Source organism: Rossellomorea aquimaris, assembly GCF_003315075.1.
GTDB classification, from domain to species: Bacteria; Bacillota; Bacilli; order Bacillales; family Bacillaceae_B; genus Rossellomorea; species Rossellomorea aquimaris_C.
The window spans coordinates 40450-56701 of the sequence record NZ_QNRJ01000005.1 but is presented as its reverse complement, the minus strand read 5'-3'; the positions used below and the strand labels follow the sequence as shown (position 1 = coordinate 56701).

The following is a 16252-nucleotide window of genomic DNA, read 5'->3' as shown; positions in this document are numbered from 1 at the left end:
GAATTAAATAAGGCTTTCTGCCGCTTGCACATGGGTTTTTATACGCAAGCGGTCTATACTATTTCATTGATGCGAAAGCGAGTCTCATTTCACACTTCTCACATCCAATTTAGGGAGGTCGAGTGGTGTGCACGATTACATCAAAGAGAGAACAATCAAGATTGGTAAGTATATCGTGGAGACGAAAAAAACTGTTCGTGTAATTGCGAAGGAGTTTGGCGTGTCCAAAAGTACTGTCCATAAAGATCTAACAGAACGACTGCCAGAAATTAATCCAGAACTCGCAAATGAAGTCAAAACAATACTTGATTATCATAAATCTATCCGGCATCTACGAGGTGGAGAAGCGACGAAGCAGAAATACAAAAAAGAAGAGCTCCACAGCTAACCAAAATACGCCAAGCCCCAGAAAGATGGGTCATGCTTGGTGTGTTTTTGTTTTATGGGGGAATGAGTTGTGGTTTTGACTGTTGAAATTTCGTCATTTTTTAACAGTTGAATATTGATTGGAATTCACCTGTTAAAAATCCACATAAATTCAACAGTCTAATAATGACAGTATTTTAACAGGTGAAAGAAAATATATCCCTGTACCAGGTACCATTCTGCTCCGATGTACCAGGTACAAACAATCAAGAGTGTACCTGGTACAAAACCACCCTATCCTACCCAACTTCACTAAACCTTAACACTCTTGTAATACCATCCTCCAATACTCCTATACTTTTCCAATAAAATAACAAAATCAATACATTTTTTTGACAAATAATATCTACCTTCGACATATTTATGGTAAAATAATTAATTAGGTGAAAGTTTTGACTTAACGTTTTTGCGTAATGACATTAAGATGAAACCATAGATGAAATATGATGATGAATTTGTAAAAGAAGAAGGGAGAAACACAAGATGTTCGCGAAAGATATTGGGATTGATCTTGGTACGGCTAATGTTTTAATTCATGTTAAAGGAAAAGGGATTGTCTTGAATGAGCCATCGGTTGTGGCTTTGGATAAGAATACAGGTAAGGTATTAGCGGTTGGAGAGGAAGCCCGTCGCATGGTTGGGCGTACTCCTGGAAATATTGTGGCGACTCGTCCGTTAAAAGATGGGGTCATTGCTGACTTTGATGTAACAGAAGCAATGCTGAAGCATTTTATTAATAAATTGAATGTCAAAGGGTTTCTTTCTAAACCAAGAATCTTGATTTGCTGCCCAACGAACATCACGAGTGTCGAGCAAAAGGCGATCAGAGAAGCGGCTGAAAAGAGCGGTGGGAAGAAGATTTATTTAGAAGAAGAGCCTAAAGTCGCTGCGATCGGTGCAGGGATGGATATTTTCAATCCAACAGGAAACATGGTCGTGGACATCGGTGGAGGAACGACGGATGTTGCGGTTCTTTCCATGGGTGACATTGTGACGAGTCAGTCCATCAAGATGGCCGGGGATAAGTTTGACCATGAAATCCTGAACTATATTAAAAAAGAGTACAAGCTTCTGATCGGGGAGCGTACAGCTGAAGATATCAAGGTGAATATCGGGACGGTATTCTCGGAAACCCTGGATGAAGACCGGAAAGAAATGAGCATCCGTGGCCGTGACATGGTGTCCGGTCTTCCACGCACGATTACCGTGACATCAACAGAAATCGAAGGGGCTCTTCGTGAATCAGTGGCCGTGATCGTACAAGCTGCTAAGAATGTTCTTGAAAAGACTCCACCGGAATTATCAGCGGATATCATTGACCGCGGCGTTATTTTAACAGGAGGGGGAGCACTTCTTCACGGAATGGACACCCTCCTTGCAGAAGAGCTGAAAGTACCGGTTCTCATTGCTGAAAACCCGATGGATTGTGTTGCAATTGGAACAGGCTTAATGCTTGAGAATATCGATAAAATTTCAAGAAGATCAATTATATAGATTTCTTTCATTAAAATATTGCCCCACTCGTCCGATATAAAAACGGCAAAGTTATGAGGTGAAAATATGTTTCGCGGATTTTATACAGTGGCATCAGGAATGCTTTCGCAGCAACGCAAGACTGAAATGTTAACGAATAATATGTCGAATGCGAATACACCGGGTTTTAAAGCCGATCGGGCATCGATGCGGGCTTTCCCGGAAATGCTCATGGAGCGGATGGATTCCACGTCGATTCCGACAGAGAAGACACTCTCCCTTCCTTTCAATCAGAAGGTGGGAGCCCTCAATACGGGCGTGTATATGCAGGAAACGATCCCTTCATTTCTACAGGGTGATCTGCAGGAGACAGGAAGAAGCCTGGACGTTGCTCTATTGGACGTGTCGATGCCGGCCAATGGATCGGTGTTTCTGGCGGTTGAAGGTGCGGATGGAAATCCACGCTATACTCGAAATGGGAACCTGACTGTGAACGGAAACGGATTTCTCACGACGAACAGTGGTTTTTATCTTCTGGATGAAAATGGCGAGCGTATCCAGTTAGACAGTGACCAGTTCACTGTTGAGGAGAAGGGTCAGATTCTTGTTGATGAAAATGTTGTCGCTACTCTGGGTGTAGGCTATTCAGAAGATCCCAACCGACTGGTGAAACAGGGAGACGGACTATTTGCAACAGAAGGTAATGTGGCTCTTCCCGATGCCTATGAAGAAGCCAATGTTTCTTTTACCACCAAGCAGGGTTTCCTTGAACGGTCCAATGTCGATGCATCCCGTACGATGACGGATATGTTATCAGCGTACAGATCCTTTGAAGCAAATCAGAAAGTACTCCAGGCCTATGATCGAAGTATGGAAAAAGCAGCTAACGAAATCGGTCGTGTCAACTGATAGTTAAAGATTGTAAATGAATTTCGTCACTGAATACCTTATAATAGGGGGGAACACGTCATGAATCGAACGATGATTACAGCAACCAACACATTAGGTCAATTGCAGAAACAAATGGACATGATCGGTCACAATCTGTCGAACGCAGATACAAATGGATACAAGCGCCGGGAAGCGACATTCTCAGAGCTGCTTGTGCAACAGGTGAACAATCAGCGTGTGAAAGAGTTTGAAACAGGCAGACTTACCCCTCTTGGAGTAAGGGAAGGCAGTGGCGCAAAGCTTTCACAATCTCAACTGATCCTGAATCAGGGGTCTTTGAAATCAACGGGACGCTCGCTGGATTTTGCTTTAACCGGTGGGGGGCAGTTCTTTAAAGTCCTTGCTCAGGATGACAATTCAAGTGCCGTGCGCTATACGAGAGACGGAGCATTCTTTGTCAGTCCAACCGGGAATGGGGAAGCGATGCTCGTGAACGGAAGCGGATTACCGGTCCTGGACGAGAACGATAACTATATTACATTTTCAGAAGATGCGTCTTCTTTTCAGTTAGGGGATAATGGAATCCTCACGATTACGAGTGCAGGCGGAGTAGAAGAGCGATTCAACTTAGGTATCGTCACGGTTGAAAAGTCTCAGTTTCTGCAGCAGTTTGGCGGTAATCTGTTAGGTTTTGCAGAGAATCTGGACGAACTCGGCGTTACGGAAGATGAAGTCGTAACGAATGTCGTTGGAGGAGCACGCTCTGATATTTCAATGGTCCAGAACTCATTAGAGGGATCGAACGTTGATATCAGCAAAGAAATGACGGACATGCTGAATGTCCAACGATCATACCAATTTCAATCCCAATCGATCTCCCTTGCAGATCAAATGATGGGCCTTGTAAATGGGATACGCTAAAAGGAGTTAAATGCTATGAGTGAAAAAGAGCTACTACAAGAAGAAAAAACGACAAGAGAATCAGTGAAAACAGAAAAGAAAGCCAAGCAAAAGGGCGAATCCAAGCCTGCTCGCTGGGTACGCGTCCGCATGCTGCCAATCTGGCTCAGAATCCTTCTGTTCATCCTCCTTCTTGCAGGAAGCCTCGCACTCGGTGCCGTCATTGGCTTCGCAGGCATCGGAGACGGCAAAGCAGCCGACGTCTTCAAAGCAGAAACCTGGCAGCACGTTATTGATATCGTCATGAAGAAATAACTTTTTGTGTATTTTTTTGAGGGACGGACCTCGAAATATTTAGCTTTTCGGCAATGAATCCTGATATAACGGGGTTTCGTTGTGATGAAGCTTTGTATTCGAGGTCCGTCCCTCTTTTCGAAAGCAGAATCACTGCCAGCCCATCAATCATCCAGTATACCCACCACCAACGCAGGATTGCTCTCTTAAAGGGGCGATCCTTTTTGAACGGGGTTTGGAGAGGGACGGACCTCGAGTTCGTTCTCTTTTGGACAAAAAACCCTGCTATACAAGGATTTGCATGGCAAAGTGAGTTGTTTTCGAGGTCCGTCCCTCTCCTGTTGCTATTCCAACCACAATTTCTGTACAATAAGGTGTACATACATATTGGTAGGAGGAGTTTTGAATGCTGGATATTAATCAGATTAAAGAGATTATTCCCCATCGTTATCCGTTTTTGTTGGTGGATAGGATTCTTGAAGTGGAAGATGGCAAGAAAGCGGTTGGGATTAAGAATGTGACGGCGAATGAGGAGTTTTTCAATGGGCATTTTCCTGATTATCCTGTTATGCCTGGGGTGTTGATTGTGGAGGCACTTGCTCAAGTCGGAGCTGTGGCCATGCTGAAGGTGGAAGATAACCGCGGGCGTTTAGCTTTTTTCACTGGTATTGATAAATGCCGTTTCAAGCGACAGGTCAAACCGGGAGATCAGCTGAGACTTGAAGTCGAAATGATCCGTTTTAAAGGGCCGATCGGTAAAGGAAAAGGCGTGGCGACGGTTGATGGTGAGGTTGCGTGCGAATTGGAAATGATGTTCGCTTTAGGAGATAAACAATAAAAATGTGCCAACTGGGCTTGTTGTGATTCGTTCACTTCAGGCCCTTTTTTTTGGTTTCAACTCTTCACATGCTCAAAATCCAATTTCCCCTAAAAATTTCACTCAAAATGCAAGTAAATTCATTTTCAGGGAATGCTAACGAAAGACCAAAGTAACGGTCTTACATTAACTAACATACACGTTAGAAAGGAGTAATACATCATGAGCAAAAAATTATTATCCATTCTTGGTGGATCAGCACTTGCTGCCATGCTTCTTGTAGGATGTAACGCAAATCAGGAGCCACCTCCGGAAGACGAGGCTCCAACAGAAGAAGAAGTGCCTGAAGATGAGGGCATGAACGAAAATAACGGGGACATGGGTGAAGAAAATTACCCTGAGTCAGAGGACAAAAACAAGCAAGGCGACAAAGATGCAGCGAAGGATAACAACACGCCTGAGGAAGACGCTGTAGAAGATGATATTGATATGCAGGATCAGGATAAGAAGGACGAGTAATGGTAGAGCGCAGAGGCTAAAAGCTTCTGCGCTTTATTTTTTAGAATGAGATATTCTTTATTAAGAACGATAAAGTTAGGGATTTTAAGAAAATAAAAGATTTTTCAAGAATAGTACTTATTTTCAGCGTATTTTATGGAAAAATGAAGTTGAATTACCTATTATTTGGTATATAATTAATTTTGTTCACTATAATGAACAAAAAACTCTATAGGGGTGTTGTATGTATAAAAAAGTATGTAGTAGATGTACACGTTCCTCTTTTAGTAGCACTGAATTAGGCGATTGGATATGCCCCTCATGTGGAAATAATTTAACAAACTCACCTTTTTATGCATCTTCTCTAAGGCTTGGCAATATACTTCCTTTAAGAAAAAAACTAGAGGCTTACAAAAAAGGGATGGGTCAAAAGTATTTCTGAGGACCGACGAATCATATTATAGAATAGCAAGAATCCTCTCTTTATTTAAAAATTATCAGAATATATGTCGAAAATAGTAACCTATTGTAGGAAAAAAGTGTAAAAAAGATATCAGAAAAGACAAAAAATTTTAACAAAAAGTGGTACTATTGGTATATCAAAGATAAAGACAGGATCAGAAAAAGGCAAACCCATTGAAAAGTGGGGACGCAAAGTCACAGGTCTACAGTATTAATAGTATATATCACTAGTCTGTAAGACTTACATAATTCTTTACACATACTTGGATTAAGTGATAGTTAGATGCGACATATTAATACGACGGCGGCTGGATTGCCTGGAATACGTTTAGTGTATTTTAGGAGGGGAAACAAATTGGGGAACAAAGTATTGGATCAAGAATGGGTAGATTTGGTCAGACAAGCTTTAGAAGCAGGTATTTCTAAGGAACAGATTAGGGAGTATTTACAAAAGCGACCCCAGGAAGCAAAAGCCGAGTATAAATTGATTTAATATAAATAAAGTCTTGCGAATCCCTCGCAAGACTTTATTTATTACCTAACTTCCACTTATTAAATTCAATGAACTCCCTGAACTGCTCCTTGGTAATTCCAGAATCCATAGCTTCTTCTGCAATCCTAAGCCACTCATGATCGATATTTTGATCTTCCGGTAGATCATGTAAAAGCGCATCCATCGGAATTCCCAAAGCAGCTGAAACTTTTTCAAGAAATTGAATGGAAGGGTTTTGTTGAAGGTTACGCTCTATTGAACTCAAATATGACTTTGCTACACCGGCTTTATCAGCAAGCTCTGTCATGGACATGCGTTTTTCTTGTCTGTATTTCTTTACTCTTTCTCCAATCACAGGGAACACCTACCTAAGAACTTCATATAAGAAGTCACAATATTAAATTCAATTATATCATAATGAATCATACGGATATTACATAATTTCGCATAATTAAACGCTAGGTTTTGAAGTGACCGGAATCCTTGGCTTCGATACCATCTTCTCGCGGAACTCCTGGATTAATTCTTCCCCAGAATATCCTTTTTGCACTAAGTCATCAAGGAGTAATTCTGCATATTCATTCCTCTGTTTCTTCAATTTCCCCTCAAACATAATACTGATATGCTCATCCATTTCTTTAATACAACGGATAGAAGTCATGAAAGCAGCAGGATCATTGGCTTTATGGGAAATCACGACCTGGATTTCCAAATCTCCCTTGCGTTGCTGAGCCTCTTGAAAGAACTCAATATATTCATTCGACAAGTACGTTTCGACAAGCCACGTACTCTGCCCATCTTCTTTATTGATAATCAGACCGTCCACTATCTCAAAGTCACGCAGTTCATCGTTCTCCACTACTTGCAGTGAAATAACTTTAAAGGTTTTCATGAACGAACATCTCCCATTTAAAGGTTTTATAAAATTATATCATAGTAGGATTTGTTTCCCTAACAAATTCCTCAATGAAAAAAAGGACGAAAGATGCAATTTTGTGATTTCGACCCCTATTTTGAGTAAAAAACGTAAAATCTCCCTAAGCGAATTTCCGAAATTCAAGCCATTTTTGCCTCGAATTTCGGAAATTCACGATTTTACAAGATGAGACAGAAGATTGTAAGATGAAAACAGCTTAAGAGAAAGGAGGAAAGAATACAATTGATTAACCAAGTGACCATCGTTGGAAGGCTGACCAAAGATCCTGAAGCAAGAAAAACATTGGAAGGAAAATCGATACTTAACGCTACGATAGCTGTGAATCGTAACTTCAAGAATCAAAAAGGCCAAATTGAGACCGACTTCGTGCTCTGCACCGTATGGAACCGGGCTGCAGACAATATGGAGAAATATTGCCGAAAGGGATCTGTCGTTGGAGTGACCGGTCGCATCCAAACCCGCTATTATGATAACGATCAAGGAAAACGTACGTATGTAACAGAAGTCGTCGCTGAAAATGTCCGCTTTATGGATAGCAGGCGGGAAAGTGTGGAAGCACCCGAGCCAAGCAAGAAAGAGCCAATCGAATTACCGTTTTAATATTTTTATAAGGGAGATGGAGTTGTGGCCACACTGCAAGATCTTGAACAAAGAATCGACAGAATGGAAAAATTAACAGAAGACCTCATCAAAAAAGTAGCAAGAGCAAACGTCGAAAATTTCTATTTATCTCAACGGGTGACAGCCCTTGAGCAAGGGTACGAATACCCAAGTCCAGTCTTGAAAACCTCGTCGTAAGTAAAAAACCCCACCAAGAATTCTTTCCATACGAATAATCCAACCAACCTTATAAGCAGCTGTCTCAAATTTCAATGGTCATCGCAACATGCCTCAAACATACCTCATTAGAAATATACATGTGTAGCAGTGAGTAAAGTAAGCAGTAATTCCCCTTATTGTCTTCATATTGAGCCGGTTTCCTTTTGGGGGGCCGGCGTTTTTTTTGATTGGGAAGGGAGCCAGCTCAACCAATTTCACGCCACACCTACAAAAAAACCTCTTCCCCACAAAAGGAAAGAGGTCACACACAATTATTCCAACACCAACAACGATTCCAAATCCTGATCCGACAATTCCGTCACCCATTGATCACTGCGGATGATTTCATCGTTCAATGCCTGCTTTTTCATCAGCATGGCATCGATTTTTTCCTCAAGGGTACCGGAAGAGACCAGCTTATGGACATGAACGAAGCGCTGTTGTCCGATCCTATACGCACGGTCGGTTGCCTGGTTTTCTACCGCCGGGTTCCACCAGCGATCGTAGTGGACGACGTGGTTGGCGGCGGTCAGGTTCAATCCGGTTCCGCCGGCTTTCAGTGACAATAGGAAGACTGGAAATTCGCCATTTTGGAATTTTTCCACGAGTTCATCACGTTTTCCTTTGGCCATGCTGCCGTTCAGGAATGGAACAGTGACGTTGAATTCTTCTTTCATCACTTCCTGGATCATTTCACCCATTGAAATATATTGAGTGAAGATCAGGCAAGCTTCACCGGACTCCAGAGCGGTTTCCACGATATCCTTCAGCTTCTGCATTTTTTCAGAGCGGGAAAGGATCGACTTTGGATCCGGTTCTTTTAAGTAGAGAGCAGGGTGGTTGCAAAGCTGCTTCAGCTGATTGAGCATTTGCAGGATCAATCCTTTGCGCTCAAATCCACTCAATGTTTCAATTTTCGCGAGAGTGTCTTTCACCAGCTGCTCATACAGTGCCGCCTGCTCAGTGGTCAGGTGACAATATTCTTTCTGTTCCAGTTTTTCAGGCAGATTCAATTCCACTTCGGGATCTTTCTTCGTACGACGCAATAAGAAAGGCTTGATTTTTGCCTGAAGCTCTTTGACTTTTTCTTCCGATTCATCCTTTTCAATCGGAGCGATATAGTTTTTCTGATACTGCGTGAATCCACCGAGGTACCCGTGGTTAAGGAAATCAAAGATCGACCACAGCTCGGATAATCGATTTTCCATCGGAGTCCCGGTCAACGCAATATGATGCTTACCGCTGAGTTTGCGGATGGCACGTGATTGCTTCGTATTAGCATTCTTGATATTTTGTGCCTCATCAAGAGAGATCGAAGTCCACACCACTTCTGATAACTCATCAAAATCAATATGGGACAAGCCGTAAGAGGTAAGCACCACATCTACGCCTTTGATATCCTTGGCAAATTGTTCGCCTTTCGCCCTAGTCGGTCCATAATGAAGGTGGACCTTCAAGTCCGGAGCGAATTTCTCCAACTCCCGCTGCCAGTTTCCGAGAACGGAGGTTGGGGCAACGATCAGGGAAGGGGTTTCCGGTTTCTCGGTTTCTTTTACATGCTGCAGGTACGTGATCAGCTGGACTGTTTTTCCGAGTCCCATGTCATCGGCCAGACAAGCGCCAAAGCCGAATTTTCGTAAAAAGAGCATCCAGCTCATTCCCAGCTGCTGATAAGGACGAAGCTCGCCGATAAACGTGTCAGGTGTTTCCGTTAAAGGAATCGATGACACATTTGTCAGCTGATGAATCATCTTTTTCATCGATCGATTGAGTTCAAGCTGGATCTTGGCATATTTATAAGGATCATGCTCGTCGTCATCCGGCTCAAGGTCTGATTCATCAGAATCCCGGGGAACCAGCTCCTGCTCCAGCATATCCTGGATCGAAATCCCTTCCTGCTTCGCTTTCGTCATCATCTGCTGAATCCTTCTGATCATAGCGGGATCAAGCTTCATCCATTGACCGCGGATTTTCACCAACCGTCGCTGATTATCGACGAGTTGATTAAAGTCATCTTCTGACAGATTGACTCCGTTCATCGATAATCGCCAGTCGAAATCGAGCATGGCATTGAGGCCAACGAAGGATTTACGATAGCTTGTGTCCGTGTTTTTCAGCTTTGCTTTTACCAATACCTGAGCATCCTTCATCGCTTCCCACCATGACGGCAGAAGGATTTCAATGTCCAGGTCGATGAGCTTCTCACTTAATACGGATAGGAAATCCCAGGCATCGTGCTCACCAAGAGCCGTGCGAAGGGAACCATCAGTGTCACGAAGGATCGGCATCATCTTCATCCAGCGTTCCTGTTCTTCGGATACATCCGGCAGATGCTTTTTCCAGGAAGGAGGGACTGTGTCTTCAGCCAGTGAAATCACGCGATTCATCTTCTTACGGTCTCTGAGGATCGTCTCAAGCTCCCATGACTCATCTTCATCAAGCGGCTCAGAGATCCTAAGGCCGATAGAAAACGGAAGTTCCTCATCCTCACCGGCAATCCACTCACTCCAGCGCTTCTCATCAAAGTACGCATCCAGCTCTTCAGACGTAAGCGTACTTTCCTTCAGCTTCTGAATCCTCTTCATCGCACTCGATCCACCCGAAGCCATCGCCTCATTCAACGCACCTTGAAACCAATTTTCCGTGAGACTTTTGAGGGACGGACCTCCAGCGGGAAGCTTTTCCTCCCAGAATTCATCGTTGAAATTCGACCAAACTTCATCGGGGATATGAAACTGTAACCCTTTTTCCTGCCATTCCTCGAAGCGGGGCAGCCAGCGACCGGCTTCCACCGATTCGTAGATCACAGGGGCTATCGCTATGCACGCCTGCCCGGTCTCATCCCAGTCCCACTCGATCATGCTGCTGAAATGCTCACCGGCAAGCAATGTGAGAAGCTGCCACTGAGTCACTGCAATCCCGTTGGTGGAATCCTCAAGGAGTGTCCCGTAGTAACTTTCTTCATGCCAAAGAAACAGCTGACCTTTCCATTCTTTTGGAGGCAGAATTTCACCTTTGTCGTTTTCCGCAGTAATGAAGAAACGGTCTTCATATTCAGTTGTGTTGACGTTGATTTTTACGGAAGACAGTTTAAGCATCGATTAACTTACCCTTTCTGCACTCTTCTTGGAACGCGCGTAATCGCTTGTATTTATCTAAAATGTAGGGGAGATAGACATCCCATTTGTCTGTTTTCTTCGTTTTCTTATAAATCGTCCGGATTTTTTTCATATAGCGAACCGCAAGCTTGTAGCTGTCGCGATTCTTCTGATCGATCGCTGTGATGACCCCGGCGTAATAGATCGGAAGGGCAAGCTCAGGCGCTTCCTTCGTCACATCGCGGAGTCCCATGCCTTCCATCTCCTGAATGCTGTAGCTCATGTACCTTTGAAGCTCAACCCATTCACGATAAGCCTTCGCACTGATGAGATACTCATTGTACGAGAAGAAGCTGTACGGAAGCATGGAAAGGAGGAGTTCATTCACAAGGGAGCTGTCCTTTTCCATCAGCCAATCCATCGGGAGAATCCGCACAAACCAGCGCACGAATCGGGTCGCTTCATAATAGTCAAGGGTCTCTAGGTGATCCGGCATTCTGGACAAAATATTTCGGACCAGGAAGAAGCCGACTTCGTAACGCTTCCCGACGAAAAATTTGCGTAGCCAGAATTCACTGAACGCGACCAGCTCGGTACCGAGTTCATCCACCACTTCACCCGCCTTGTTCAGGTCTTCAAGGAGTAAATGTTGATGGAGGATGGCGACGTTGTAAAAAGTGGCGTCCTGCGCGCTGCTTTCTTCTAAACGCGCCACCTCTTCACGGCGCCACGACTTCTGTTTGAACAAGTAATACCACAGGAAGCGGTACACTTCGGCTTTCATCATCGTACTGTTTTCTGCCGAGTCACTCATCTCGACCGTCTGCTTTTTCAAAAAGGCAATGTACGGATCGAAGCTGAATGGCATGGCGTGAATCGACAGTTTTTCAACCGCGTCTTCCATTTCCCCTAACAGAAAATCATACATGCTGTACTGCTCGCGACTCAGCTCTACATTCCTCTTTTGTAAATAAAGATCGATGTGAATCGACAAATAAAAGGTCGCAAACAACTGATAAAGAGGCTTCCATTCCCGTTCAAATGGAGCTTCCTTCATGAAGCGTTTCGTTATATTTTGAACGAGGACATCCATCAAATAGGGCTGTCTTTCAAGTAACTCCAAGTCTTCCTGCTTGAGGATAGAGTCAAAGAACTGCCACCATTCCTCCGGCGTGTTTCCCCGCGTTTTCCGTTCGTTCAATAGATCACTGGCTTTTCGGAGAGCCCCAGTGCTGTTGTGTTTCTTCAATAAATCATCCAAAGACTGTGTTTCCTGACTTGAAGGCTGAGACTGACTCCGCCAATTCTGGATCCACTCACTCACCCGTCCAACCTTGTTATATAACATAAAAAAGGTCGCCATTTGATGCCGGCACCATTTATCCTGAGGGCATGAGCACTTACTTAAAAGGGGAAACGAAAAATTCAGCTCAAGGGTGACAGGCGTCACATCCTGCACCTCGGCCGTCACTTCCTCATCACGGACCTTAACGTTCGAAACCAGATTCTGACGGAACAAAAGAAGGCCCTTCGATACGACATTCTTGCTCTCATCCTGATTCGGGTCCAATTCACCCTGTATCGACTGACTCATGGGAAGTAACCTATCCTTCAACTCCTGAATACGAATCGACATCAACCAACCTCTCCAATCTATAAAATCGCATTCTTTTATTATAACGCAAAAGGAGGGGGAAAAGGAACATGGAGCGGGGGAAGTGGTGGAAGAGGGGGAGATGAGGGTGGAGGAGTTTGTCGAATGGTGTAGTGAGGCGGGGGCTGGTATGGATTGTTTAAGGGCAGAGTGGGATTGGGGCGGTTGGGAAGTAGAGTCGATAATATAAGTGGCAAAGTCGATAATAAGAGTGGCAAAGTCGATAATATAATTCAAAAGTCGATAATATATGGTTCCAACTCGATAATATAACCTTCAAAGTCGATAATAAAATTTGAAACGGAGTGAAAAACCTACAAAAAGTTAGCTGGCACCGGTCGCTGGAGGTGGATTTGAAAATAAAAGGTGCGTTTTTGAAAATAAATACCGAAAGTTGAAAATAAAATGCTTGAAGTTGACAATAAACAGTACAAACTCCAATCAAACCCTACCCAATCCCCGCCTTACTCCTCCACATGCACATAAAATGTCTCCCCATCACACACATTCACGCTCTTCAACCTCACCATTTCACCATTTCTCCAATAAAAATCCTTATTTTCAGGAAAACGTAGCTCTTCATCCCCACGCTTCACCACCATCACAGGATTTTTCGAGGTCCGTCCCTCAATCTTCACATCAAATCCTTTTTCACGATAAAATTCTGCTCCGTCCACATACCAGGAGGCAAATTCCCCGGAAGTTAATGAAAATCCGAGATACTTAGAGATCACTCTGGGGATATCGGTATTTTCAATAAGACCCACAGGCTTACCGGGGCCATGCGCATATAAAAAGACATCCTCCCCAGTGTGACCATGTGTGGTGAAGCCAAGATTAGCCTGCTTTGCCATCAGCTTCACCATTTCATCCTCTAAATCCTCTACTTTTTTAGAGGCATGCTTCATGGCACAGAATTCTTTCTTGCTCAAATTCCCCAACCCATAGTTTGAAAGGACCTCTTTTAAATTTGAACGGTCCTCCTTAAGCTGAGAAACGGCACCCTTTACAGTTAGCTCAGCTTTTTTTAAAGGCTCCACAAACTTCTCAACAGGTTGATGTTTATAGTCCCCATTTGTCCCCTGATTTCCAAGGGTGAGGCCGCTATTTCCATGGTCGGTCACGGCGATCACCATCGTATTCCCGTCCTCACGGGCGAATGCCAAAGCCTCTCCCACGGCATCGTCAAAGCTCAATACCTCGCTGATCATCCCTACAGGATCATTTTTATGCGCGGCCCAATCCACCTTGCTGCCTTCGACCATGAGAAAGAAACCTTTCTCGCTTTGAGAAAGCCTGTCGATCGCCGCCTCAGTCATCTCCGCAAGGGAAGGTTCATCAGGCTTTAACGTCTTCCTGTCCAGTTCATAGGCAATGTCCTCTTCAGCAAACGCACCCCATAATTTAGAAGAGCCTTTTCTTTTTGGAAGTCCGTCCCTCTTCAGAATCAAATCGTAGCCGGCTGAGCCGATGACCTCCTCGAGATTTTCTCCATCCTCACGACTGACTTCTTTCGTTTTGAGCATGCCGTCATCGTTCTTGACGTGGTCTTGGGATTTCGGTTTCAACCAGGCGGCACCTCCACCTAAGATAACGTCGAGACCCTGGTACACCTGCTGTTCGCCGATATCTCCAAATTCATCACGGTTCAGGACATGGGAAGTGAACGCAGCCGGAGTGGCATGCTGGACAGGGGAGGTGGACACGATGCCGGTCTCGTAGCCGGACAATTTGGCCCCTTCAAGGACGGTCAAAACGGGTTGTCCATCCGGGTTCATTCCGATGTAATCAGCTTTCGTCTTCATACCGGTGGCCATGGCCGACCCGGCTGCAGCGGAATCGGTAATCGCTGACTGAGCCGAATACGTCCGGACGCCGCCGACCAGAATCTTATCGAGTTGAAGGTCCGTCCCTCGGTACCACCGTGACAACGTGACGATGTCGGAGTTGGTGCCGTCCATGATCAGGAGGATGACGTTTTTCTTGGGTGGGTTTGGGGCTGCGAATAGGCAGGTGGACGGGAAGGAGAAGGCCAGGAGGGAGAGGAGGGTGGTAAGGATGATGAGGCGTTTGAGTGTTTTCATGGTGAGTGCTCCTTTACGTCGGTGATTACCCAATAGTATTTGTTGGTTGGGAAGGAGTATGTATAGAAAAATGATTTATACAGAGGTGGGCGTGTCACAAGAAATCGTCAAAAAAAGTCGCATCCAAACCATTCCGGTTTAAGATGCGACTCCCATTATTTTCGTTCCAATATTCCTACCAACAGGTTTTCTAAAACTGTCGGACGATCTACTTTCTTTAAATCCCGCAACCTGATCCTATTCCAGTCAATACCCGTTATGAATGGAGTACCATTCTCTAACGCAGGAATGTCCCCGGGATAGACAATGTAGTATTCTCCGGCTTTCACGCCTGACTTGATTTGTTGTTGCCCATTTACCTGGAGACCCGTTTTAACCTTCCGCTGTTCAACGGTTCCTTTTTCTGTGAGAATCCAGATGAATGTAGAAGTGCCTTCTTTTTCAATCGCAGTGACTGGCACGACCAATGCACCTTTTACTTCCTCCGTAATGATCGACAGGAAAACATGGTGACCGGGAAGAAGCTTGTTTTTAGTATCCTGAAGCTTCACTTCTAGAGGATACATGCTGTCCGTTTGCAAGTGTGGATCGTTTTTTGGAAGGGTGGCCACTTTGGTCACGATTCCTTTTTGACTCTCTTTTTCAATGTCAGATTGAATAATCGCGCTCATATTTTCTTCCACGGTCACGATTTCTTTTTCCGTAAGATCAGTCGTTACAATCGTCGCCTGGGAGGCAATCGTAATCAATGGATTATCGATCGCATGGGAGAGGTCCTTGATGGTCCCGTCCACACTGCTTTGCACCGTTAACGTTGTTTCATACGATTCGATATCAGAAATTTGGCGCTCAAGATTATCGATTTGATTTTCTAAGCGGTCAATCTCTAATTCCTTAGCGGCAATTTCTTTTTTTATTTCGTACTCCGACTGAAGTGCACTGGCGTCAATCGGAATTTCTTTGTCGTCCGTTGAAGTTGAAGGAAGGGACGATTCCAGGCTTTCCAGGTCATCGATGTTGTCTTCGATGCTGTCAATCTCATCTTCCAATTGTTCTACCTCTGATTCCAGAACACTTTTCTGCTGGGTTTGATCAGTAACCTCGTATTCATAAAGTGGCGTTCCGGATTTCACCTGGTCACCTTCTTTAACAAGGAACTTCTTGAAAGAGCCGAATTCGTCGTTGAAATAGATGTAGCTTTCTTCTTCAGCTGTGACAACACCCGATTTCGGAAGCTCTTTAGCAAGATCCCCTGTTCCACTGATTTCCCAATTGGCCACCCGGACTTCGCGGTCGACTTTGCTGTTCGCTTTTTCAATCAGGTATGTATTTGCACCAACAAACAGAAGAGAGAGCGTTAAAGTGGTATAAAAAATGGTTCTTCTTTTCATTATGTTCACAGCCTT

General features: G+C 44.3%; 16 protein-coding genes and 1 riboswitch. Of the genes, 10 read left to right on the top strand and 6 right to left on the bottom strand.

What is annotated here, in order from left to right; translation table 11 throughout:
• Positions 1 to 127 precede the first annotated feature (127 nt).
• The 8 genes from spoIIID (at position 128) to DET59_RS08205 (ending at position 6254) form a co-directional block, all read left to right on the top strand.
• The gene (gene spoIIID / locus DET59_RS08240) at positions 128 to 388 is read left to right on the top strand and encodes a sporulation transcriptional regulator SpoIIID (RefSeq protein ID WP_032086905.1); all 261 of its coding nucleotides are present in this window, start codon (positions 128 to 130) and stop codon (positions 386 to 388) included.
• 521 nt (positions 389 to 909) lie between these two features.
• Complete coding sequence (gene mreB, locus DET59_RS08235) at positions 910 to 1920, top strand: rod shape-determining protein (protein ID WP_113969218.1); 1011 nt, start codon at positions 910 to 912, stop codon at positions 1918 to 1920.
• Between the two features lie 66 nt (positions 1921 to 1986).
• Positions 1987 to 2808: a flagellar hook-basal body protein gene (locus tag DET59_RS08230; RefSeq protein ID WP_113969217.1), complete on the top strand. Its 822-nt coding sequence runs from the start codon at positions 1987 to 1989 to the stop codon at positions 2806 to 2808.
• A 60-nt stretch (positions 2809 to 2868) separates the two neighbouring features.
• The gene (locus DET59_RS08225) at positions 2869 to 3711 is read left to right on the top strand and encodes a flagellar hook-basal body protein (protein ID WP_113969216.1); all 843 of its coding nucleotides are present in this window, start codon (positions 2869 to 2871) and stop codon (positions 3709 to 3711) included.
• 15 nt (positions 3712 to 3726) lie between these two features.
• Entirely contained in the window at positions 3727 to 4005 is a 279-nt protein-coding gene (locus DET59_RS08220; RefSeq protein WP_113969215.1) for a DNA-directed RNA polymerase subunit beta, read from the top strand.
• 385 nt (positions 4006 to 4390) lie between these two features.
• Positions 4391 to 4822 carry a 3-hydroxyacyl-ACP dehydratase FabZ gene (gene fabZ, locus DET59_RS08215; RefSeq protein ID WP_113969214.1) on the top strand — a complete coding sequence of 144 codons (432 nt, stop codon included), beginning with the start codon at positions 4391 to 4393 and terminating at the stop codon, positions 4820 to 4822.
• A gap of 201 nt (positions 4823 to 5023) precedes the next feature.
• Entirely contained in the window at positions 5024 to 5320 is a 297-nt protein-coding gene (locus DET59_RS08210; RefSeq protein WP_113969213.1) for a hypothetical protein, read from the top strand.
• 595 nt (positions 5321 to 5915) lie between these two features.
• Positions 5916 to 6009: riboswitch (cyclic di-GMP riboswitch) on the top strand.
• 107 nt (positions 6010 to 6116) lie between these two features.
• Complete coding sequence (locus DET59_RS08205; RefSeq protein WP_181778095.1) at positions 6117 to 6254, top strand: anti-repressor SinI family protein; 138 nt, start codon at positions 6117 to 6119, stop codon at positions 6252 to 6254.
• A gap of 34 nt (positions 6255 to 6288) precedes the next feature.
• On the opposite strand, the gene DET59_RS08200 is transcribed toward DET59_RS08205, so the two are convergent.
• Both DET59_RS08200 and DET59_RS08195 read right to left on the bottom strand, forming a co-directional pair.
• Positions 6289 to 6609 carry a helix-turn-helix domain-containing protein gene (locus DET59_RS08200; protein WP_113969211.1) on the bottom strand — a complete coding sequence of 107 codons (321 nt, stop codon included), beginning with the start codon at positions 6607 to 6609 and terminating at the stop codon, positions 6289 to 6291.
• 96 nt (positions 6610 to 6705) lie between these two features.
• Entirely contained in the window at positions 6706 to 7146 is a 441-nt protein-coding gene (locus DET59_RS08195) for a YwpF-like family protein (RefSeq protein ID WP_113969210.1), read from the bottom strand.
• Between the two features lie 267 nt (positions 7147 to 7413).
• Here DET59_RS08195 and DET59_RS08190 point away from each other — a divergent pair, with 267 nt between their 5' ends.
• Positions 7414 to 7791 carry a single-stranded DNA-binding protein gene (locus tag DET59_RS08190; RefSeq protein ID WP_113969209.1) on the top strand — a complete coding sequence of 126 codons (378 nt, stop codon included), beginning with the start codon at positions 7414 to 7416 and terminating at the stop codon, positions 7789 to 7791.
• Between the two features lie 24 nt (positions 7792 to 7815).
• A complete protein-coding gene (locus DET59_RS21625) occupies positions 7816 to 7989 on the top strand; it encodes a hypothetical protein (RefSeq protein ID WP_181778094.1) in 174 nt (57 codons plus the stop codon).
• Between the two features lie 293 nt (positions 7990 to 8282).
• Here the strand turns inward: DET59_RS21625 and DET59_RS08185 are convergent, their stop codons facing one another.
• The 4 genes from DET59_RS08185 to DET59_RS08170 all read right to left on the bottom strand — a co-directional run bounded on the left by DET59_RS08185 (position 8283) and on the right by DET59_RS08170 (position 16237).
• Complete coding sequence (locus DET59_RS08185; RefSeq protein WP_113969208.1) at positions 8283 to 11108, bottom strand: DEAD/DEAH box helicase; 2826 nt, start codon at positions 11106 to 11108, stop codon at positions 8283 to 8285.
• Positions 11101 to 12744, bottom strand: coding sequence for an SWIM zinc finger family protein (locus tag DET59_RS08180; RefSeq protein WP_113969207.1), 1644 nt, complete (start codon positions 12742 to 12744; stop codon positions 11101 to 11103). The genes DET59_RS08185 and DET59_RS08180 overlap by 8 nt, the downstream gene beginning before the upstream one ends.
• A gap of 482 nt (positions 12745 to 13226) precedes the next feature.
• The gene (locus tag DET59_RS08175) at positions 13227 to 14846 is read right to left on the bottom strand and encodes an alkaline phosphatase (protein WP_113969206.1); all 1620 of its coding nucleotides are present in this window, start codon (positions 14844 to 14846) and stop codon (positions 13227 to 13229) included.
• A gap of 155 nt (positions 14847 to 15001) precedes the next feature.
• The gene (locus DET59_RS08170) at positions 15002 to 16237 is read right to left on the bottom strand and encodes an efflux RND transporter periplasmic adaptor subunit (RefSeq protein WP_113969205.1); all 1236 of its coding nucleotides are present in this window, start codon (positions 16235 to 16237) and stop codon (positions 15002 to 15004) included.
• Between the last annotated feature and the right edge of the window lie 15 nt (positions 16238 to 16252).

Excerpts from the sequence above, each read along its gene's own strand:
- mreB (WP_113969218.1), top strand. The coding sequence starts at position 910 with ATGTTCGCGAAAGATATTGGGATTGATCTTGGTACGGCTAATGTTTTA.
- DET59_RS08230 (WP_113969217.1), top strand. The coding sequence starts at position 1,987 with ATGTTTCGCGGATTTTATACAGTGGCATCAGGAATGCTTTCGCAGCAA.
- DET59_RS08225 (WP_113969216.1), top strand. The coding sequence starts at position 2,869 with ATGAATCGAACGATGATTACAGCAACCAACACATTAGGTCAATTGCAG.
- DET59_RS08220 (WP_113969215.1), top strand. The coding sequence starts at position 3,727 with ATGAGTGAAAAAGAGCTACTACAAGAAGAAAAAACGACAAGAGAATCA.
- fabZ (WP_113969214.1), top strand. The coding sequence starts at position 4,391 with ATGCTGGATATTAATCAGATTAAAGAGATTATTCCCCATCGTTATCCG.
- DET59_RS08210 (WP_113969213.1), top strand. The coding sequence starts at position 5,024 with ATGAGCAAAAAATTATTATCCATTCTTGGTGGATCAGCACTTGCTGCC.
- DET59_RS08195 (WP_113969210.1), bottom strand. The coding sequence starts at position 7,146 with ATGAAAACCTTTAAAGTTATTTCACTGCAAGTAGTGGAGAACGATGAA.
- DET59_RS08185 (WP_113969208.1), bottom strand. The coding sequence starts at position 11,108 with ATGCTTAAACTGTCTTCCGTAAAAATCAACGTCAACACAACTGAATAT.
- DET59_RS08180 (WP_113969207.1), bottom strand. The coding sequence starts at position 12,744 with ATGTCGATTCGTATTCAGGAGTTGAAGGATAGGTTACTTCCCATGAGT.
- DET59_RS08175 (WP_113969206.1), bottom strand. The coding sequence starts at position 14,846 with ATGAAAACACTCAAACGCCTCATCATCCTTACCACCCTCCTCTCCCTC.
- DET59_RS08170 (WP_113969205.1), bottom strand. The coding sequence starts at position 16,237 with ATGAAAAGAAGAACCATTTTTTATACCACTTTAACGCTCTCTCTTCTG.